The organism is Micromonospora sp. NPDC047074 (genome assembly GCF_040643815.1).
Lineage (GTDB): Bacteria > Actinomycetota > Actinomycetes > Mycobacteriales > Micromonosporaceae > Micromonospora.
Genome location: NZ_JBEYVB010000002.1, coordinates 244,568 through 265,333, shown reverse-complemented (window position 1 = coordinate 265,333; position 20,766 = coordinate 244,568). Strand labels below are relative to the sequence as shown.

Genomic DNA, 20,766 nt, shown 5'->3' with positions numbered 1-20,766 from the left:
CGCCCTGGTGAGGCCGCCCACCGGCCCCGCCCACCGGCCCCGCTCACCGGGCGGAGGCTCCGGCCACCGCCGGCTCGCCCAGCACATCCTTCAGCAGTTGGGCGCACCACTCCAGCAGGGCCTGGTCGCGCAGCGGCTCGCCGCCCACCCGCCGGGTGCTCGGCCGGGGCACGCTGACCTGGTCGAGCGCGGACTTGTAGACCGAGTCCGGGTGGTAGCGCTTGAGCCGGAGCTGCTTCGAGTCGGGCAGCGGCAGCGGACCGAACCGGATGTGCTTGCCCTGCATGGAGACGTCGGTCAGGCCGTAACGGCGGGCCAGCAGCCGGAACCGGGCCACCGCGACCAGGTTCTGCACCGGGGCCGGCGGCTCGCCGTACCGGTCGGTCATCTCGGCGACCACCTCGCCCAGCCGGTCGGCGTCGCGGGCCTCGGCGAGCTTGCGGTACATCTCCAGGCGCAGCCGTTCCACGCCGACGTAGTCGTGCGGCAGGTGCGCGTCGACCGGCAGGTCCACCTTGACCTCGGTCTCCTCCTCGGGCCGCTCGCCCTTGAACGCCTGCACCGCCTCGCCGACCATCCGCACGTACAGGTCGAAGCCGACGCCCTCGATGTGCCCGGACTGCTCACCGCCGAGCAGGTTGCCGGCGCCCCGGATCTCCAGGTCCTTCATCGCCACGTACATGCCGGCGCCCAGCTCGGTGTGCTGGGCGATGGTGGCCAGCCGCTCGTGGGCGTGCTCGGTGAGCGGCTTCTCCGGCGGGTAGAGGAAGTACGCGTACGCCCGCTCCCGGCCCCGGCCGACCCGGCCCCGGATCTGGTGCAACTGGGCCAGGCCGAGCAGGTCGGCCCGCTCCACGATCAGGGTGTTGGCGTTCGGGATGTCGATGCCGGACTCCACGATCGTGGTGCAGACCAGCACGTCGAACTCCTTCTCCCAGAAGCCGACCATGACCTTCTCCAGGGCCTCCTCGCTCATCTGGCCGTGCGCCACCGCGACCCGCGCCTCGGGCACCAGCTCCCGGAGCTTCCGGGCCGTCCGGTCGATCGACTCGACCCGGTTGTGCAGGTAGAAGACCTGACCGTCGCGGAGCAGCTCGCGGTGGATGGAGGCGGCCACCTGCCGCTCGTCGTGCGCGCCGACGAAGGTGAGCACCGGGTGCCGCTCCTCGGGCGGGGTGGCGATTGTCGACATCTCCCGGATGCCGGTGATCGCCATCTCCAGGGTGCGCGGGATCGGGGTCGCCGACATGCTGAGCACGTCGACCGAGGCGCGCATCGACTTCAGGTGCTCCTTGTGCTCGACGCCGAAGCGCTGCTCCTCGTCGACGATGACCAGGCCCAGCGACTTGAACCGGGTGGCCGCCTGGAGCAGCCGGTGGGTGCCGATGACGATGTCGGCGGTGCCGTTGGCGGCCATCTCCAGGGCCTGCTCGGCCTCCTTCGGCGTCTGGAAGCGGGAAAGCTGCCGGATGGTCACCGGGAACTGGCTCATCCGCTCGGCGAAGGTGTTGTAGTGCTGCTGGACCAGCAGCGTGGTGGGCACGAGCACCGCCACCTGCTTGCCGTCCTGCACCGCCTTGAACGCCGCCCGGACCGCGATCTCGGTCTTGCCGTAGCCGACGTCGCCGCAGATCAGCCGGTCCATCGGGACGGTCTGCTCCATGTCCCGCTTGACCTCTTCGATCGCGGCGAGCTGGTCCGGCGTCTCCTGCCACGGGAAGGCGTCCTCCAGCTCCCGCTGCCACGGCGTGTCGGGGCCGAAGCTGTGCCCCTTGGACGCCTTGCGGGCGGCGTAGAGCTGGATGAGCTGGGCGGCGATCTCCTTGACCGCCTTACGGGCCCGGGCCTTGGACTTCTGCCAGTCCGAGCCGCCCATCTTGTGCAGGGTGGGCTGCTCGCCGCCGACGTAGCGGGAGAGCTGGTCGAGCTGGTCGGTGGGGACGAAGAGCCGGTCGCCGGGCTGGCCGCGCTTGCTCGGGGCGTACTCGATGACCAGGTACTCCCGGGAGGCCCCGTTGACGGTGCGCTGCACCAGCTCGACGTAGCGGCCGATGCCGTGCTGCTCGTGCACCACGTGGTCGCCGGCCTTCAGCTCCAGCGGGTCGATGGTGTTGCGCCGCCGGCTCGGCATCTTGCGCATGTCGCGGGTCGAGGTGCCCCGACCGCCGGTGACGTCGTTGCCGGTGAGCAGCACGAACCGGGACGCCTCGTCGACGAATCCGCTGGTCAGGCTGCCGCAGGAGACGAGCACCTCGCCGGGGGCCGGCGCGGTCGGGATCTGGTCGGTCAGCCGCGCGCCGAGGCCGGCGTCGCGGAGCACCTCGACCGCCCGCTGGGCGGGACCGTGGCCCTCGAAGACCAGCGCGACCGACCAGCCCTCGCCGGTCCAGCGCGTCAGGTCGTCGACCACCCGGGCGGTCTCGCCGTGGTAGAGCGGGGCCGGCTGGGCGGCCAGGGTCACCGCGATCGCGTCGTCGGGGGTGACCTCGCCGGCCTCCGGCGCGTCCTCCCAGGGCTGCCGCTCCGGGGCGGCCTCCGCCTCCACCAGGCCGAACGGCGACAGCGTCCACCAGGGCTGGCGCAGCTTCGCCGCGGCGGCGCGTACGTCGGCCAGGGTCCGGAAGGCGGCGGCGCCGAGGTCGACGGGGGCCTGGCCACCGACGGCGGCGGCGGCCCAGCTCGCCTGGAGGAACTCCTCGGAGGTACGCACCAGGTCGTGCGCCCGGGTGCGGATCCGCTCCGGGTCGCAGAGGATCACGTGGGTGCCGGCCGGCATGGCGTCCAGCAGCAGCTCCATCGAGTCGGCGCCGATCAGCGCCGGGGCGAGGGACTCCATCCCCTCCACCGGGATGCCCTCGGCCAGCTTGTCGAGGATCTCGGCCAGCTCCGGGTGCTCCTCGGCGAGCGCGGCGGCCCGCTTCCGCACCGACGGGGTGAGCAGCAACTCCCGGCACGGCGGCGCCCAGAGCTGCGGCACCTGCTCGATGGTGCGCTGGTCGGCGACGGCGAAGGTGCGGATCTCCTCCACCTCGTCGCCCCAGAACTCGACCCGGGACGGGTGCTCGTCGGTGGGCGGGAAAATGTCCAGGATGCCGCCGCGTACGGCGAACTCGCCCCGCTTGGTGACCAGGTCGACCCGCGCGTACGCCATGTCGGTGAGCCGGCGGGCCACCTCCTCCAGGTCGGCCTCCTGCCCGGCCGCGAGCTGCACCGGCTCCAGGTCGCCGAGCCCCTTGAGCTGTGGTTGCAGCAGCGACCGGACGGGCGCCACGACCACCCGCAACGGGCCGGTGCGGCCGTGCGCGTCGGCCGCATCCGGATGCGCCAGCCGACGCAGCACGGCCAGCCGCCGGCCCACCGTGTCGGAGCGGGGCGACAGGCGCTCGTGCGGCAGCGTCTCCCAGGACGGGAAGACCGTCACCTGTCCGGGCGCGAGCAGGCCGCCCAGCGCCGAGGCCAGGTCGTCGGCCTCCCGGGTGGTGGCCGTCACAGCGAGCACCGGACGGCCGGCACCGCCACCGGCACCGCCGTCGCCCGCCGGGTCGGCCGCGACCGCCGCGACCGCGAACGGACGCAGCGCGGGCGGCGCGGTGATGTCGAGGCCGTCGACCTGCGCGGCACCGGAGCGCGCCAGGTCACGTGCCCGGGCCAGCCCCGGGTCGGCGAGGGCGGCGGAGTACAGACCGGTGAGCATGTGATCACTTCCAGCGGGCGGACGACACGACGATCACCCCTCGCCCGGCCGGGCGGGGGGTCCACCGGTCGACACTATCTCTCCGGCCGGGCGAGCCACCCCCGCGTACGTTTGATCGTCGATGATCCGCGACAGTTACCCGAGGGGGAGGACGGATGCCTGAGGGAGTCGGCAACGACCCACGCCGGACGATCGGATCCTGCCGCCAGCGGGTGCTGGGTCAGCCGGCGGGGATCTCGATCTCCGAGGTGTGCTGCTACGACGAGCACCAGAGCTGGACGGCACCGTCGGTCCTGCTGCGTCACAGGGTCATCCTCGGCCGGTCGGGCGCTTACCGGCGGCGCATCAACGGTCGTACGACGTTCTCGGACGCCACCTCGCTGCTGCTCACCCGGCCGGGCGACGAGATGCAGGTGTCCCACCCGCTGGGCGGCGACTCGTTCACCTGCCTGGAAATCGAGCCGACGGTCCTCGCGGAGTCTGGGGACGGGGCGCGCTGGTTGGCGACCGCCGGCTGGGACGGCACCTCGGACACACCGCTCGGCCTGGCCCACCGGATGCTCGTCACGGAGTTCCGGCGAGGGCTCGACCCGTTCGAGATGGCGGAGCGGCTGCACTGTTTCCTCGGCAGGGTGCTCGGCTTCGTCAACGCCCGGTCCGAGCCACCGGGGGCGGAGCTGGGGCGCGTCGTCAACCGGCGCCCCGCCACCGCGGCCGCCCACCGTCGCCTCGCCGACCGGGCCCGGGAGGTGCTCATGGCCCACGACTTCTCTCTCACGCTCGACCAGGTGGCGCGGGAGGTGGGCGCCTCACCACACCACCTGAGCCGGGTGTTCCAGCGGGTCACCGGCAGCAGCCTCACCGCCTACCGCAACCGGTTGCGGGTCCAGGCGGTGCTGGACACTCTCGCCGAGGCGGACGGGCGACCGCTGCGCGCCGTGGCTGCGGAGCACGGCTTCGCCGACCAGGCGCACCTCACCCGCGTGCTCCGGGAGCACGTCGGCCACCCGCCGGCCCGCCTGCGCCGGCTGCTCACCGAGCGCGGCACCGACCGGTCCGCTCCGGCGGCCAACTGAGCATCAATCTTCAAGACCCGGGGCCGCCGCCGGCCGAGGATGGATCCGCCAGCCAGGAACGGATCGCCGGATCGGCGGTCCCGGGGTTACGCGGACCTGTTCGGGGAGGCCCGCGGCTCCACCCCGGCTGCGGCCTCGGCGCCGGCGACCCTGCCAGCGCCGCCCGCCGGCGGTGCCGTGCCCCCCTTGTACGGCACCCCGGCGGGCCCGACGGCCCGGGCGGGCGGAACTTGACGGCGCGGACCGGCCATGATCGGCTGCGCTGATGGGCGAGCAGTGGCGGGCACAGTTCGACGCGGAGGTCGTCTTCGCCAACGGCGGCGGGCTCCGGACCGACGGGTTCCGGCTGGACATCCCCGGCCGCGACATCGCCGACGAAGACCTGGCGGCGCTCTTCGTCCGGCACCTCGGGCTGCTGATGGTGGCGGAGGTCCGGATCACCGGCAAGACGATCGTCGAGGAACCGCACAAGGGCGGCCGGGGCGTGGCCGCCGTAGCCGGCTCGGAGGGCGCCACCGGCGCGGTTCGCCGGCGGCCCGGCTCGGGCACCGACGTCGACCACGGGCGGCGGCTGGTGGAGCTGAGCCACCCGATCACCGACGGCATGACCACCCTGCCGGGCTGGCCGGCACCCCGGATCACCGAGTGGCTGACCCGCGAGGCCTCCCGGGCCAACTACGCCCCCGGCACCGAGTTCCAGGTGGGGCGGATCGACATGATCGCCAACACCGGCACGTACCTGGACACGCCCGCCCACCGCTTCGCCGAGGGCGCCGACCTCGCCGGCACGCCGCTGGACCGCCTCGCCGACCTGCCCGGCGTCGTGGTCCGGGTGCCGGCCGGCACCCGCGCGGTGGACCGGTTGCTGCTGGCGCCGTACGACGTCGCCGGGCGCGCGGTACTGCTGCACACCGGCTGGTCGGCGCACTTCGGCACCGACCGGTACGGCGCGCCGGAGGCGCCCTACCTCACCGGGGACGGCGCCCGGGCCCTGGCCGACGCCGGTGCCGCCCTGGTCGGCATCGACTCGATCAACATCGACGACATGAGCCCGGCGGCGGCCGGCGAGCGACCGGCGCACAGCACCCTGCTGGCGGCCGGCATCCCGATCGTCGAGCACCTGACCGGGCTCGACGCGCTGCCCCCGACCGGCTTCCGGTTCACGGCCGCGCCGCCGCTGGTGGCCGGCATGGGCACCTTCCCGGTACGGGCGTTCGCGGTCCTCGACCCCACCTGATCGGCCCTCAACAGCCTGGCGGCCGGCACCACGCCGCCGCTCACGACTCTGGCAACCTCCGGCCGCACTCCGGCAGCGCGCAGCGAGGCCAGGGCAGTCCGCGGCCCGGGGCCGGGGACGCGTCACGACATCCGGGTGGCGAAGACGACGACGTTGTCCGGCAGCGCGCAGCGGGCCGGGGCAGGCCGCAGCCCGGGCTCCGGATGACGGCGCAGAGGCGGCCGGGCCGGGACCACCCCGGAATCGACCTTCGGGTCAGCGCGACAGCGGCCCGTGGCGGCAGGCTGCCGGAATGCCACGCACCGCGCGTCCCCGGAGAGTTGGCGTTCCTCCCGTTCTCCGGCAGTCAAGCCGTCGCCGCCGGCCTGGTCACCTGGCGGATGCTGCGTGGGCCGTCCTGGCGCCGGCTGCTGCCCGACATCTACGTCAACGTCGACGGCCATCGTGCGGAAGACCACCGGATGTGGTGCGACGCCGTCGCCCTGACCTTGCCGACCGGGGCCGCCATCAGCGGCCTGAGCGCGGCGTTCCTGTGGGGCGTGGACCTCCTCCCACGCGCGGGCCCGGTCTTCGTCACGCTTCCGGGGCCGGCCCGCCGACGCACCACTCGACGGGTGGCGGTCGACCAACGGTCGCTCTCCGCCCGGGAGATCACCCGGTTCGCGGGCCTGCCGGTCACCACCGGCGTCCGCACGGCCTTCGACCTCGGGCGGCAGTTGCCCCGGACGGACGCGCTGGTCGCGGTGGACGCGCTGCCGCATCGGCGGGTGGCCAGGCTCCCCGCGTTGGGCGGCTACCTGGACACGCACCGCGGCTGGCCCGGCACCGCCCGACTGCGTGAGGTGCTCACGCTGGCCGAACCGCCCAGCGAGTCTCCCATGGAGACCCGGCTCCGGCTCGTCCTGCACGACGCCGGCCTGCCACCGCCGACCGCGCAGCACGACGTGCATGGCACCCACTCGCGGCGAGTACGCGTCTTCCTCGGCCGCGTCGACCTCGCCTATCCCCGGTGGCAGATCGCCATCGAGTACGAGGGTGACCACCACCGGGAGCGTGTCCACTTCCAGCGCGACGTCGCTCGACTCAACGCACTACGCGCGGCGGGCTGGTTGGTGCTGCGCTTCACGGCGGACGACGTACTGCACCACCCCGCCCGACTTGTCCGCCTCGTCACTGACGCGCTCCACGAGCGCCGGTCCAGCCAACGGTGATCAGGACGCCATGGACGCTAAGACAGCCACGTGACGTCCATGGCGTCCTGATCACCCGGGCGCCTGCCCGCGCCAGGGGGGGGAGGGGAGGGGGCGGGGCGGGGCGGGGCAGCGGGGGGAGGGGGCGGGGTCAGTAGCGGACCGAGATGCGGTGGGCGACGGCGTCGACGCGGATCTCGCCGCCGTACGGGACGATCAACTGCGGGTCGGTGTGGCCGAGGTCGACGTCGAAGACCACCACCGCGTCCGGGCAGTAGGCGGCGAGCACCCGGGTGACCGCCTCCCGCTGGGCGTCGGCCCAGTCCCGCCGCTGGTCCGGGGTGTGCGGCCGCTCGAAGTCCCACGCCTTCGCCCGGCCCACGAGGACCGCCGGGAAGCCGGCCAGCAGCCCCCGCTCGCCCATGTTGCGCAGGATCCGGAACACCTCGGTGGCCGAGGGCAGTTCCTCCGAGGTCTCGACCATCAGCACCGACCCGGTCAGCTCCCCGGCGGTGGGCACCCGGTCGGCGGCCAGCAGCCAGTGCAGGATCTCCAGGTTGCCGCCCCAGGTGCGCCCCTCGACCACCGTCGACGGCCCCTGCCAGCGCCAGCCCTCCCCCGGGAACATCTCCGGCTCGTCGGCCAGCGTCGCCGGGTCCCGCCAGTCGTTCGGCCGGTCGCCCCACTGCGGGGCCGGCGTCAGGTCGTACCAGCCGGGGGTGAAGAGGGCGGCGCGCAGCGAGTCGACGGTCGTCGGGTGCGCCCGTCCCGGCCGGCCGAGGTGCACCAGGACCGACCCGCCGTGGTAGGCCACGATGCCCAGCCGGTACAGGTGGTTGAGCACGTTGGTGTTGTCGGAGTAGCCGAAGTACGGCTTCGGGTTGGCCCGCAGCACGTCGTCGTCCAGGTGCGGGACGACCGTGATCAGGTCGTCCCCGCCCACCGTGGCGAGCACGGCGGTCACGGTCGGATCGGCGAAGGCGGCGGTCAGGTCCCGTGCCCGGTCACGGGGGTCGGCGCCGAGCACGCGGGTGGTCGGGTACTCCACCGGTTCCAGGCCGAACTCCTCGCGCAGCCGGCGCAGCCCCAGCTCGTACACGTGGGGGAAGAGGGCTGGCAGGCCGGCGGAGGGCGAGACGACCGCGACCCGGTCTCCTGGCCTGGGCTTGGGGGGATAGCTCGGCGACGTCATGTGAGGACGCTATCCACCCGACCAAGCGATTTTCCCGTCCACCGGCCCGACTTTGCGCTGGTAGACGCCGGATAGGCTGGGCTCCGCCGAAGTTGATCGAAAAGCGGAGCGCCCCGTGACCACCCCGACCGGACATCCTTCGCAGCCCTTCCACGGCGGCCCGGCGTTCCACCACCCGCGCGGCGGGCACCCCGCGCCGCCGGCCCCGGTGGTCAGGCGCATCCCGGAGGACCAGCCCTTCGTCGTACGCCCCGGCCTCGCGAAGCGGGGCTTCGTGTCCATGGGGATCATGCTGATCCTGATCCTCCCGATCGCCTTCCTCGCCAGCCTCGGCATCGTGAACTCGGCGGACCCGGAGCTGCGCTCCCAGGCCGCCCTCGGCGTCCTCGGCGTGGTGGCCTGCCTGTTGGCCCTGGTCGGCCTGCCGCTGGGGATCCAGCTCTGGCTGATCGGTTCCGGGGGCCCGCTGCTGGCGGTCGGCCCGGCCGGGCTGTGGATCCGCACCCGACCGACCCGGGGCCAGGCGATCTGGCTGCCCTGGGAGGGCGTCGCGCAGATCTCCCGGCGACGCTGGAGCCTGGAGAAGATGGTGGTGGTCAAGCCCCGGGACTCCCAGGTGCTCCAGCACCTCGGGGTGTTCACGCGGGTGGACAGCGCGACGCTGAATGCCTTCTACGGCTCGGGGCTCGTCGCCTCCCTCAACTTCGCGAGCAGGCCCGAGAAGGAGATCATGGCGGCGATCGCCCACTACAGCGCGGGCCGCTGCCGGATCACCTGATCGACGGTGGGACGGCACCGGGCGCGCCGGGAAACGCCATCGCGCGGGTACGGGCCGCCCTAGGCTGACGGCGTGGACCGGGAGACGCGTGACAGGCCGCCGCGTACCGCTCGGTGGCCCGGCGACCACCTCGTCCGGGGTGGGCCGGCCGGGCGGTCACCGGGCTCACCATCTGGACGCGGCCCGGCGTGGCGGGTGTGCTCAGCGCCACGTCGCCCCGCTCCGGTCGCCGCGCCGCCCACCCCGCCACATCCGCCCCCACCAGCGCAGACGCGCGTGCCGGCGGCTGAAATGTTAGGAAGGGCCCCTTCCTCTACCGCACGCGTTAGGAAGGGCCCCCTCCTTCCCGGCAGGGGACGCGGATACGATCCAGGGAGTCGGACAGCGCTGTCCTTCGTACTCACGTAAGGAGCGCAACGTGACCGACCAGCACGACCACGACGGCCCCGACGCCGCACTGCGGGCCGACATCCGCCGCCTCGGCACCCTGCTCGGGCAGACCCTCGCCCGCCAGGAGGGCCGGCCGCTGCTCGACCTGGTCGAGGAGATCCGCGCCCAGGTCCGCTCCGACGCCCCCGCCGCCGCGCAGCGCCTCGCCGGCCTCGACGTCACCACCGGCACCAAGCTGGCCCGCGCCTTCTCCACCTACTTCCACCTCGCCAACATCACCGAGCAGGTGCACCGCGGCCGGGAGCTGCGCCGCCGCCGGGCGGTCCAGGGCGGCTGGCTGGACCAGGCGGCCAAGATGATCGCCGAGCGCGGGGTGCCGGCCGAGGAGATCGCCGCGGCGGCCCGCCGGCTGGCGGTACGGCCCGTCTTCACCGCCCACCCGACCGAGGCGGCCCGCCGGTCGATCCTGTCCAAGCTGCGCGCCATCGCCGACGAGCTGGACACCGAGACCGCCAACGCGATCCTCTACGGCGCCAGCGACGAGGGCCCGGCCAACCGCCGGCTCGCCGAGCTGCTCGACCTGATGTGGCAGACCGACGAGCTGCGGCTGGACCGGCCGGACCCGACCGACGAGGCCCGCAACGCCATCTACTACCTGCGCGACCTGTACGCCGAGGCCGCCCCGCAGGTCCTCGACGACCTCGCCGACACGCTGCGCGCCCTGGGCGTCGAAACCTCGCCGACCGCCCGGCCGCTGTCCTTCGGCACCTGGATCGGCGGTGACCGCGACGGCAACCCGTTCGTCACCCCGGCCGTGACGCGCGAGGTGCTGACCATCCAGCACGAGCACGGCATCGCGGCCACCGAGAAGGCGATGGACCACCTGATCAACGAGGTGTCGGTCTCCCGGCGGCTGCGCGGTGTGTCGCTCGACCTCTCCGCCAGCCTCGCCACCGACCTGGACGCGCTGCCCGAGGTGGCGCCGCGGTTCCGCCGGGTCAACGCCGAGGAGCCCTACCGGCTCAAGGCCCGCTGCGTGAAGGCCAAGCTCGCGAACACCCGGCAGCGGCTGCGCCAGGGCACCCCGCACGTGCCCGGCCGGGACTATCGCGGCTCGGCCGAGCTGATCGCCGACCTGGAGCTGCTGCGCGCCTCGCTGGCCCGCAACTCGGGCCAGCTCACCGCCGTGGGCCGGCTCGCCTCCACCATCCGTACGGTCTCCGCGTTCGGGCTGCACCTGGCGACCATGGACGTCCGGGAGCACGCCGAGGCGCACCACGCGGTGCTCGCCCAGCTCTACGCGGCCGTCGGCGAGGTCTCCGACTACCCGTCGCTGACCCGGCTGGAGCGCACGAAGCTGCTCGCCGACGAGCTGACCGGCCGCCGGCCGCTCTCCACCCTGGACACCCCGCTGACCGAGGCGGCGCGCAAGACGTTCGACGTGTTCGGCACCATCCGCGAGGCACAGGACCGGCTCGGCAACGAGGTCATCGAGTCGTACATCGTCTCGATGACGCTCGGGGTGGACGACGTGCTCGCCGCGGTGGTGCTGGCCCGCGAGGCCGGCCTGGTCGACGTGCACAGCAGCCGGTCCCGGATCGGCTTCGTGCCGCTGCTGGAGACCCCGGCCGAGCTGAACTCGGGCGGGGAACTCCTCGACGAGCTGCTCTCGCTGCCGGCGTACCGGGCACTGGTGGCGGCGCGGGGCGACGTGCAGGAGGTGATGCTGGGCTACTCCGACTCCAACAAGGAGGCCGGCATCACCACCAGCCAGTGGTCGATCCACCGGGCCCAGCGCGCGCTGCGTGACGTGGCCGCCCGGCACGGCGTACACCTGCGGCTGTTCCACGGCCGCGGCGGCACGGTCGGTCGCGGCGGCGGGCCGACGCACGAGGCGATCCTGGCGCAGCCGTACGGCACGCTGGACGGCGCGATCAAGGTCACCGAGCAGGGCGAGGTCATCTCCGACAAGTACTCGCTGCCGTCGCTGGCCCGGGAGAACCTGGAGCTGACCCTGGCCGCGGTGCTCCAGGCCACGCTGCTGCACACCGCGCCCCGGCAGCCCGCCGAGATGCTGGAACGCTGGGACGCCGCGATGGAGCTGGTCTCCGACTCGGCTTTCCGGTCGTACCGCTCGCTGGTCGAGGATCCGAACCTGCCGGCGTACTTCTGGGCGTCGACGCCGACCGAGCTGCTCGGCGCGCTGAACATCGGCTCCCGGCCGGCGAAGCGGCCCAACACCGGGGCCGGGCTCTCCGGGCTGCGGGCCATCCCGTGGGTGTTCGGCTGGACCCAGACCCGGCAGATCGTGCCCGGCTGGTTCGGGGTCGGCTCCGGCCTGGCCGCGGCGCGGGAGGCCGGGCTGGAGGACGTGCTGGCCGAGATGCACCGCAACTGGCACTTCTTTCGCACGTTCCTGTCCAACGTGGAGATGATGCTCACCAAGACCGACCTGAACATCGCCCGCCGGTACGTCGAGACGCTGGTGCCCAAGAAGCTGCACCCGATCTTCCACAAGATCGAAGAGGAGTACGAGCTGACCAAGCAGGAGGTGCTGGCGGTGACCTCCGCACCGGCCCTGCTGGAGAACTCCCCGGTGCTCCAGCGCACCCTGGCCGTCCGCGACACCTACCTGGAGCCGCTGCACCACCTCCAGGTGGCCCTGCTGCGCCAGTACCGGGAGTCCGGGGCGGCGGGCCGGGCGGTCGCCACCGCGCCGGGCGGTCGCCGGGCGCCGAGCGACGGTACGGCGCTGGAGCGCGCGCTGCTGACCACGGTCAACGGCATCGCCGCCGGCATGCGCAACACGGGCTGAGGGGTAAGGAAGGGCACCTTCCTAACGGATTTTGCAGAGGAAGGTGCCCTTCCCAACACCGCAACGGGCGAGCCCGGCCCTACCAGTCGCCACCACCGAAGTCGCCGGCCCCGAAGTCGCCGGCCCCGCCGAAGTCGCCGCCGCCCCCGTCGCCGCCGCCGAAGTCGCCATCGCCGGCAGCGTCGCCGAAGCCCTCCTGGCCGCTGGCCTCTGCGCCGTAACCGGGATCGGCGAAGCCGGGCGAGAAGAGCGCGTCGGCGATCAACAGGCCGCCGAGGACGCCCGCGCCGGCGCCCAGCGCGGTCTTCCACCACGGGGTGGAGTACCAGCCCGCCGGCACCGGCCGGCCCTGGTAGCGCCCGCCCGGGTAGTAGTAGGGGGTGTCCCGGCCGGGCTGCGGGCCCGCCCGGAAGGTCTGCCCCTGGACGTCGACCTGGCGCTCCCGGGTGAGCTGCCCCGCGCCCTGCGCGGCGGCCAGCGGGGGCAGCTCGGGGCCGGGGTCGATGCCGAGCGCCACCCGCGCCGCCCGCGCGTAGGTCAACCCCTCCAGCGCGGTCTCCCGGGCCAGGCGGTACTGCTCGACGCTGCGGGCCTGCTCGAGCTGGCTGCCGGCCGCGTTGTAGCGTTCCCCGGCGTCGACCAGCGCCTGACGCACGGCCGGGTGGTCGCCGTGCAGGTTCATCACCTGGCCGCCGAGGCGCTCGTACCAGCGCTGTGCGTCGGCCCGCGCGTCGGCGAGGTTCCGGGCCCCGCGGGCGGTGCTCTCCCGCCGCCACCAGAAGAACGCGCCGACCAGCAGCACGACGAGGACCGCCACCAGCAGAAGTTCCATGCTCCGACCGTACCCGCGCCGAGCAGGTCGTAAGCTTCCTCGGACCGCCGGGTGGGCAGCCGCCACCGCCCTTCCGCGCCGGCCCGGCAGGCACAGCGTGCCCGGTCGACGCCTCGACCCGGCCGCTGTCGCGGGTGCTGGCGGCCCGGCCGGTCGGTGGCGGCTAGGGGCGACCGATCCGCCACACCACGGCGTGCGGGTCGCCGCCCGTGGTGGCGAGTTCGCCGGCGACGAGACCCCGGTCGTTGACGAACCGCACCTGGCCGCCGGAGATGCCGAGGTCCAGCGGGCCGAGGTCGACGCTGCGGCCCCGGGCCCAGGCCACACCGTGCTTCGTACCGTCGGCCGTGGTCGCCTCGCCGACCACGGTGCCGGCGTCGTTGATGGCCATCGCCTGGCTCGACGAGCCGCCGAGGGTGCCGAGGTCGGTGACGACGCCGCGGTTCCACCGCACGGCACGCACGCCCATCGGGGTCTGCACGCTGCCGGCGAGCTGCCCGCGCCCGTTGATGCTCACCGGGTAGCTGTCGGTGCCGCCGAGGGCGCCGAGGTCGGTGAAGACACCGTCGTGCCACAGGAACGTGCGCCATCCCGCACCGTCCCGCATGCTGCCGACCACGTGGCCCCGGTCGCTGACACCGGTCGCCATGCTGGCCCAGGCGCCCGGCGGGGCCAGGCCGACCAGCCTTCCGTCGCGCCACAGCGCCGCCTCGGTGTCCGCCCCGTCCGCGCTGTTCGTGAAGCCGACGACGTCACCCCGACCGTTGATCGCCACCGGTACGGTGTCGCCACCCCGCCCGGGCAGGTCGGTGCTGACCCCGTCCCGCCAGCGGAACGCCTGGCCGTACTCGCCGCTGGTGTCGGTGTATCTCGTGCCGATCACCTCGCCGCGATCGTTGACGCCGACCGCCCAGGCCGGCCCGCCGACAGCGGCGAGATCGGTCATCATGCCGTCGCGCCACCGGAACGGGCGGGTCTGTCCGTTGCCCAGGACGGTGGTGCCGACCACCATGCCGCGTTCGTTGACGGCGACGGCATGGCTGTCCGTGCCCAGCGTACCGAGGTCGGTCAGCACCCCGTCGCGCCACACGAACGCGTGGATCCGGCCGGCCGCGGTCTGGCTGTTGCCGACCACGAGCCCGGAGTCGGTGAGCCCGACCGGGACGCTCCAGCCGCCGCCCAGGGTGCCGAGGTCCCGCCAGCCGACCGGGCCGCCCGGCGGCGCGGCGACCGCCACGCCCGGCCCCGAGAGGCCGGCCAGCAGAAGTCCCACCACCAACATTCCGGGTGCCCGCCCCGGGCGCGGCCCACCAGCCATGCCAACCCCCTCCGCAGCCATGCCGTCACTCTGAGCCATCGCCTCGCCCTTTGTCTGCCCCCGGAACGGCCGGATGTCGGCATGACGCTCGGCACGATCGGCGACAACGTCCATCCGCGACAAACGCGGCGCGGCGGCGTACGTCGTGCGCTTCTGGCAAGCTCCGGGGGTGGACTTCTCGACGCTGGCCGTGGTGGTCGTCTGCCTCGCCGCCGGTGGCGCGGCGGGCTGGTACGCCGCCCGGAACCGCTCGGCGACCGAGATCGCCCGGCTGGACGCCACGCTGCGGGCCACCCGGGAGGGCGAGGGGCGGCTGGAGCAGTCCATGCGGGCGCTGAGCTACGAGGCCACCGCGCAGTCCCAGGAGGCGGTGGCCCGTGCCGTCGCCCCGCTGCACGACACGCTCCGCCGCTACGAGCAGCGGGTCGCCGAGCTGGAGCACGACCGGGTCGACGCGTACGCCGAGCTGCGCGAACAGGTCCGCGCGATGAGCACGGTCTCGGGCGAGCTGCGTACCGAGACGAAGCAGCTGGTGGCGGCGCTGCGGGCGCCCCAGGTGCGGGGCCGCTGGGGCGAGCACCAGTTGCGCCGGATCGTCGAGGCGGCCGGCATGCTGGAGCACTGCGACTTCTCCGAGCAGGTCACGGCCGCCACGGACCACCAGGGGGTCCGCCCCGACCTGGTGGTCCGGCTGCACGGCGGCCGGTCCGTGGTGGTGGACGCCAAGGCACCCTTCGACGCCTACCTGACGGCGATGGAGGCCCGCGACGAGCGGGGTCGCGACACGCACCTCGACGCGCACGCGAAGCACCTGCGGGCGCACGTGGACGCCCTGGCCGCCAAGTCCTACTGGGCCGCGTTCGACAGCACGCCGGAGTTCGTCGTGCTGTTCGTGCCGGCCGACCCGTTCCTCGACGTCGCGTTGCAGCGCGATCCGACGCTGCTGGAGCACGCGTTCGCCCGCGACGTGGTGCTGGCGACCCCGGCCACCCTGGTCGCGCTGCTGCGTACGGTCGCCTACTCGTGGCGGCAGGAGGCGTTGGCACGCAACGCGGTGGCGGTGCACTCGCTGGCCCGCGAGCTCTACGGGCGGCTGTCCACCCTGGGCGACCACGTCGGCAAGCTCGGCGCGTCGCTCGGCGGCGCGGTGACGGCGTACAACCGGGCCGTCGGCTCGCTGGAGGCGCGCGTGCTGGTCAGTGCCCGCAAGCTCGCCGAGCTGGGGGTCTCCGACCAGGATCTGGCGGCGCCGGCGCAGGTCGAGGTGGCCCCCCGTCAGCCGCAGGCGCCGGAACTGCTCGAAACCGCCGACGCCGATGCGCCGACCGGTCGGTCGACACTGGACTGACGGCCGATTTCCATTACCTGGATGTGACAACGCACATTCGCGCATATCACGAAGTGGTCACAACGACCACGTCACTAGTGACAGTGACCAGCGAAAGCACGAAGGATTCGCCTCACGCGTGCCCTGCATCTGAGGGCCCTGTTCTCTGGAGGAAAGAGAACGTGAGCAAACCCCGAAACCTGAGCCGGCGCACCTCCGCCGCGCTCTTCGCGTCGGTCATGGCGGCCAGCGCCGTGACCGTGGCGGGTGGTGCCGCCACCGCTGGCGCCGCGCCCGCCGCCGCGCCCGACGCATCCCAAGCCTCCCCCGTGGCGGCGCTGGGCTCACACGACGCCAAGCTGCTCGCCGAGGCGGAGGCGAAGAAGGCCCCCACCGTCACGCTGATCGTCGCCACCGAGAAGGGTGAGGCGAAGGACGTCGCCGCCGATCTCAAGGCGCTCGGCGCCGCCGTCACCGAGCGGTACGACAGCATCGGCTACGTCCTGGCCAAGGTCCCCACCGCCAAGGTGGTGAAGGCCGCCACGCTGCCCGGCGTCTCGGCCGTCGACCTGGACGAGACGATCCAGTTGCCCGACCCGACGCCCGAGGTCGCGCCCGCCGGCAAGAAGGCGGCGAAGCAGGCTGCGACGCTGTCCGGCCCCGGCGCCGGCACCCGGGCCGCCAACCCCTACATGCCGACGCACGAGATCGGCGCGGTCGACTTCGTCGCGGACAACCCCCAGTGGGACGGTCGCGGCGTCACGATCGGCATCATGGACTCGGGTGTGGACCTCGCCCACCCGGCACTGCAGAAGACCACCACCGGCGAGCGGAAGATCGTCGACTGGGTCACCGCGACGGACCCGCTCGAGGACGCGACCTGGCGCCCGATGCTCACCGAGGTCGCCGGCCCCACCTTCAGCGCCGCGGGCGTGACCTGGACGGCACCGGCGGGCACCTACCGCTTCAACCGCTTCAGCGAGTCGATCACCGCCGCCAGCGACCCGGCCGGTGACGTGAACCGCGACGGGGACCGGACCGACACGTTCGGCGTCCTCTACGACCCGGCCACCCACAACGTCTGGGTCGACAGCAACCAGAACAACAACTTCACCGACGACGCCGTCATGCGGCCGTACAAGGAGAAGTTCGACGTCGGCCACTTCGGCACCGACAACCCGGCGACCCCGGTCGTCGAGCGGATCCCGTTCGTGGTCGAGTACCGCGAGGACGTGGACACCACCCCCGCCGGCGGCCCCGGCCTGGTCGACTACGTCAACATCGGCATCGTCGAGAGCACCCACGGCACCCACGTCGCCGGCATCACCGCCGCCAACGACATGCTCGGCAACGGCGCCTTCGACGGTGCCGCGCCCGGCGCCAAGCTGGTCTCCGCCCGGGCCTGCTCGTGGGGCGGCGGCTGCACCTACGCCGCCCTCACCACCGGCATGGCCGACCTGGTGATCAACCGCAAGGTCGACGTGGTCAACATGTCGATCGGCGGTCTGCCGGCGCTCAACGACGGCAACAACGCCCGCGCCGAGCTCTACAACAACCTGATCACCACCTACGGCGTGCAGTTGGTCATCTCGGCCGGCAACTCCGGCCCGGGTCTGAACACCATCGGCGACCCGTCGGTGGCCGCCAACGTGATCAGCGCCGCGGCGAGCATCAGCAAGGACACCTGGCTGGCCAACTACGGCTCCGCGGTGAAGACGAAGAACGCGCTGTTCAACTTCTCCTCCCGCGGCCCGCGCGAGGACGGCGGCTTCAAGCCGAACATCGCCGCCCCCGGTTCGGCCATCTCCACCGCCCCGACCTGGCAGCTCGGCAACCCGGTCCCCGAGGCCGGCTACCCGCTGCCCCCGGGCTACGCGATGCTGAACGGCACCTCGATGGCCGCCCCGCAGGCCGCCGGCGCCGCCGCGCTGCTGCTGTCGGCCGCCAAGGCGACCGACAAGGGCGTCACGCCGGCCGCGCTGCGCCGGGCGATCTACTCGTCGGCCAAGCCAATCAAGGACGTCCCGACGTACGGCCAGGGCTACGGCATGTTCAACGTGCCGGGCGCGTGGAAGCTGCTGCGCAAGGGCGTGGAGACCCGTTCCTACACCTCCGAGGCGCCGGTCTGCACCGTGCTGTCCGGCCAGCTCAGCACCCCGAACCAGGGCACCGGCCTCTACAACCGCTGCGCCTCCGCCAACGGTGGCCAGCGGGTCGGCCAGTCCAAGACCTACCAGGTCAAGATCACCCGTACCAGCGGGCCGGCCGGCACCGTGAAGCACAACCTCGGCCTGCGCGGCAACGACGGCACCTTCAAGGCCCCGAAGACCGTCTCGCTCCCGCTGAACCAGACCGTCACCGTCGCGGTGACCGCCAAGCCCGGCACCGCTGGCGCGCACGGCGCGATCCTGACGATCGACGACCCGGCCACCTCGGTGATCGACTTCGAGGTCTCCACCGTCGTGGTGGCCTCGAACGAGGTGCAGAAGCCGAACTTCGCCTTCTCGGCCGAGGGCTCGGTCGACCGGAACGGCTTCACCTCGTACTTCGTGACCGTTCCGCCGGGCACGGGCGCCCTCCAGGTGAACCTCTCCGGCATCGCCACCGGTTCGCACACCCGGTTCATCGCCTTCAACCCGTACGGCGTCCCGGTGGAGAGCACCTCCAGCCTCGCCTGCTACACCAACTTCTCCGACGTCAACGCCTGCAAGCCGCAGGAGCGTGACTACCAGAACCCGATCGCCGGGGTCTGGGAGATCGAGGTGGAGTCCCGGCGGACCTCGCCGTCGCTGAACAACCCGTTCCAGCTCACGGCGCGGGTGCAGGGTGTCGCGGTCGAGCCGGCCGTGGTCGAGCTGCCGTCGGTCCCCGCCGGCACGGCGACCCCGGTGACCTGGTCGCTGACCAACACCTTCGGCCCGGTCTCGGTGGCCGGTCAGGGTGGGCCGCTCTCCAGCGTCCACGCCGAGCGGCCGACCATCGCCGAGGGCGCGACGCAGGAGTTCATCGTGGAGGTGCCGGCGGGCGCGACCCGCTTCACCGCCCGGATCGGCAACCCGGCCAGCGCCGCGGCCGACCTCGACCTCTTCGTCTTCCGTGGTGCCACGGAGGTCGGCCGGGCCGCCGACGGCGACTCGGAGGAGGCCGTCACCATCAACAACCCGGTGGCGGGCACCTACCGGGTGGTCGTCGACGGGTACGCGGTGGACGGGGCCGGTGGCAGCACCGCCTACGACTACCAGGACTCGTTCTCGGCGGCGGCGCTGGGCAGCCTCTCGGCGTCCGCCAGCACCGTCAACCTGGCCCACGGCGCCACCGCCACCCTCACCGGTGCGGTGACCGCCCAGTCCACCCCGGTCGCCGGTCGGGCGCTCTACGGTGAGCTGTCCGTGGTGACCAGCGAGGGCGCGGTCGTCGGCCGCGGTGCCGTCTCCATCGGCACCGTGAGCTGACCCGTCCCGTACCGGAACACCGGAGCCCGTCCCCGTCCGGGGGCGGGCTCCGCCCGTTCTGCTCGCCGCCGCCGCGTTGGCCGGTCTGCGGTCTGGTCACCCTGCCACGCTGAATGTGCCGCCCGTGCTGGAGGTGTGCTCCTGCCGCCCCTGGGCTGCCGGTGGGCCGGGCCGCCACCTGCGGACGCTGTCGGGCGCGGCGGGGCTGTGGCGGACGCTGTCGGGCGCGGCAGGGCTGCCGCGGACCCGATCGAGCGGTGGGATGTCGTCGCGGGCGCTGTCGAGCTGCCCCGTCAATAGGACCGCATGCGGGATGGACGGCACAAGCGCTGCCGCGATGGTCGGTCGGAGGCGGGCTACCGGCCGCGCCAAGGGTCCCGGCGACCGCATTCCCGACGACCAGCAGTTCCTCGGGGGCTCACTCCCGGGGTCCGCTCCTCGGGCGCCGCTCCTCGTCGGCCTACCCTGTGCCCGCTCGGCGGGGCCACCCCTCGTCGGCCTTCCCCGGGCCGCTCCTCGGGGCCGCTCCTCGGGGCCGCTCCTCGTCGGCTTCCCCCGGGCCGCTCCTCGGGGCCGCTCCTCGACGGCTTTCCCCAGGCCACTCCTCGGGGCCGTTCCTCGTCGGCTTCCCCCGGGCCGCTCCTCGGGGCCACTCCTCGACCGCTTCCCCGGGGTTCGTTCCTCGGGGCCATTCCGCGAAGGCCGCCCCCAAGAGGTTTTGTTCCTCAGGTCCACCGGTGTGACGGTCAGTGCCCCATCTGTGCGGGCAGCTCGACAGCGGGTCACGACCAACCGGCCAACCGGGTCGTCACGCACCGTGCACCGCACCGCCCCCAGTCGGCCCCGACCGTTACTCATCGCCCTCACCACCACCGCCACGCACCGCTGTCACGCACCGCCCTCACGTACCGCTGCCACGCACCACTGCCTGGCATCGAGGGCGCGGGAGGCCGGCGGGAGGCCGCGGGCGGTCGCGTGGCACGGCGGATTCCGCCGATCCACGCCCCGCCCGGGCGGCCGGGCCCCGACGATCCGGTCTCAGCCGCGGCGGGCGGTCTCGACCAGGAAGGGCGTGCCCTGCTGGCAGGTGGTCATCAGGTCGCGCTGGACGCGGCCGGTGACCGTGACCTTCGTGCCCGGCGCCAGCACGTCACGCGGGCCGCCGACCAGCAGGTAGTTGTCGAGCAGCAGGCAGTTGGGCTCCACCCCGGAGGTCACGGTCCCGGTCAGCGTGGTGCCGCCCGCCGGTGGGCTCGTCGGCCCGCCAGAGCCCTTCGTGGGTGGTGGCACGACCGGGCCGGTCGGGTCGCCGGGGGTCGTCGGATCCGGGCTCGGCGGGCTGGTCACCGGCTGCGCTCCCGTCGGGGTAGGGGTCGGGGTGTCGCCGGCACCGTCCTGGCCGCCGCAGGCGCTCAGCGCCATGCAGACGGCCAGCGCGGAGACGGCAAGCCGAAGGGTCCTCATA

12 protein-coding genes are annotated in these 20,766 nt (G+C 73.4%); 7 read left to right on the top strand and 5 right to left on the bottom strand.

Translation table 11 applies throughout. The features are described from left to right. Positions 1 to 43: 43 nt before the first annotated feature. Complete coding sequence (gene mfd, locus ABZ809_RS04900; RefSeq protein ID WP_357561064.1) at positions 44 to 3,694, bottom strand: transcription-repair coupling factor; 3,651 nt, start codon at positions 3,692 to 3,694, stop codon at positions 44 to 46. Between the two features lie 155 nt (positions 3,695 to 3,849). Between mfd and ABZ809_RS04895 the strand changes: the two genes are divergently transcribed. The 3 genes from ABZ809_RS04895 (at position 3,850) to ABZ809_RS04885 (ending at position 7,218) form a co-directional block, all read left to right on the top strand. Then, on the top strand, positions 3,850 to 4,770 hold the full coding sequence (locus tag ABZ809_RS04895) for an AraC family transcriptional regulator (protein ID WP_357561063.1): 921 nt from the start codon (positions 3,850 to 3,852) through the stop codon (positions 4,768 to 4,770). Positions 4,771 to 5,035: 265 nt separating this feature from the next. Continuing rightward, positions 5,036 to 6,007 carry a cyclase family protein gene (locus tag ABZ809_RS04890; RefSeq protein WP_357561062.1) on the top strand — a complete coding sequence of 324 codons (972 nt, stop codon included), beginning with the start codon at positions 5,036 to 5,038 and terminating at the stop codon, positions 6,005 to 6,007. A 320-nt stretch (positions 6,008 to 6,327) separates the two neighbouring features. Further along, positions 6,328 to 7,218: a DUF559 domain-containing protein gene (locus tag ABZ809_RS04885; RefSeq protein ID WP_357561061.1), complete on the top strand. Its 891-nt coding sequence runs from the start codon at positions 6,328 to 6,330 to the stop codon at positions 7,216 to 7,218. 130 nt (positions 7,219 to 7,348) lie between these two features. Here ABZ809_RS04885 and ABZ809_RS04880 read toward each other — a convergent pair whose 3' ends face one another. Beyond that, positions 7,349 to 8,389 (bottom strand): S66 peptidase family protein, encoded by a 1,041-nt coding sequence (locus ABZ809_RS04880; RefSeq protein WP_357561060.1) that lies wholly within the window; start codon positions 8,387 to 8,389, stop codon positions 7,349 to 7,351. Positions 8,390 to 8,504: 115 nt separating this feature from the next. On the opposite strand from ABZ809_RS04880, the gene ABZ809_RS04875 reads away from it, so the two are divergent. Beyond that, entirely contained in the window at positions 8,505 to 9,167 is a 663-nt protein-coding gene (locus tag ABZ809_RS04875) for a hypothetical protein (RefSeq protein ID WP_357561059.1), read from the top strand. A gap of 418 nt (positions 9,168 to 9,585) precedes the next feature. Further along, positions 9,586 to 12,372, top strand: a complete 2,787-nt coding sequence (ppc, locus tag ABZ809_RS04870; protein ID WP_357561058.1) for a phosphoenolpyruvate carboxylase — start codon at positions 9,586 to 9,588, stop codon at positions 12,370 to 12,372. Positions 12,373 to 12,451: 79 nt separating this feature from the next. Here the strand turns inward: ppc and ABZ809_RS04865 are convergent, their stop codons facing one another. Beyond that, positions 12,452 to 13,204, bottom strand: a complete 753-nt coding sequence (locus tag ABZ809_RS04865) for a hypothetical protein (protein WP_357561057.1) — start codon at positions 13,202 to 13,204, stop codon at positions 12,452 to 12,454. Positions 13,205 to 13,367: 163 nt separating this feature from the next. Then, positions 13,368 to 14,477 (bottom strand): hypothetical protein, encoded by a 1,110-nt coding sequence (locus ABZ809_RS04860; RefSeq protein ID WP_357561056.1) that lies wholly within the window; start codon positions 14,475 to 14,477, stop codon positions 13,368 to 13,370. Between the two features lie 214 nt (positions 14,478 to 14,691). On the opposite strand from ABZ809_RS04860, the gene ABZ809_RS04855 reads away from it, so the two are divergent. Next, complete coding sequence (locus ABZ809_RS04855) at positions 14,692 to 15,870, top strand: DNA recombination protein RmuC (RefSeq protein ID WP_357561055.1); 1,179 nt, start codon at positions 14,692 to 14,694, stop codon at positions 15,868 to 15,870. A gap of 161 nt (positions 15,871 to 16,031) precedes the next feature. Continuing rightward, positions 16,032 to 19,301 carry a S8 family serine peptidase gene (locus ABZ809_RS04850; RefSeq protein WP_357561054.1) on the top strand — a complete coding sequence of 1,090 codons (3,270 nt, stop codon included), beginning with the start codon at positions 16,032 to 16,034 and terminating at the stop codon, positions 19,299 to 19,301. Between the two features lie 1,038 nt (positions 19,302 to 20,339). On the opposite strand, the gene ABZ809_RS04845 is transcribed toward ABZ809_RS04850, so the two are convergent. Further along, positions 20,340 to 20,765 carry a hypothetical protein gene (locus ABZ809_RS04845; RefSeq protein WP_357561053.1) on the bottom strand — a complete coding sequence of 142 codons (426 nt, stop codon included), beginning with the start codon at positions 20,763 to 20,765 and terminating at the stop codon, positions 20,340 to 20,342. Position 20,766: the final 1 nt, after the last annotated feature.

Excerpts from the sequence above, each read along its gene's own strand:
- ABZ809_RS04890 (WP_357561062.1), top strand. The coding sequence starts at position 5,036 with ATGGGCGAGCAGTGGCGGGCACAGTTCGACGCGGAGGTCGTCTTCGCC.
- ABZ809_RS04865 (WP_357561057.1), bottom strand. The coding sequence starts at position 13,204 with ATGGAACTTCTGCTGGTGGCGGTCCTCGTCGTGCTGCTGGTCGGCGCG.
- ABZ809_RS04880 (WP_357561060.1), bottom strand. The coding sequence starts at position 8,389 with ATGACGTCGCCGAGCTATCCCCCCAAGCCCAGGCCAGGAGACCGGGTC.
- mfd (WP_357561064.1), bottom strand. The coding sequence starts at position 3,694 with ATGCTCACCGGTCTGTACTCCGCCGCCCTCGCCGACCCGGGGCTGGCC.
- ABZ809_RS04845 (WP_357561053.1), bottom strand. The coding sequence starts at position 20,765 with ATGAGGACCCTTCGGCTTGCCGTCTCCGCGCTGGCCGTCTGCATGGCG.
- ABZ809_RS04895 (WP_357561063.1), top strand. The coding sequence starts at position 3,850 with ATGCCTGAGGGAGTCGGCAACGACCCACGCCGGACGATCGGATCCTGC.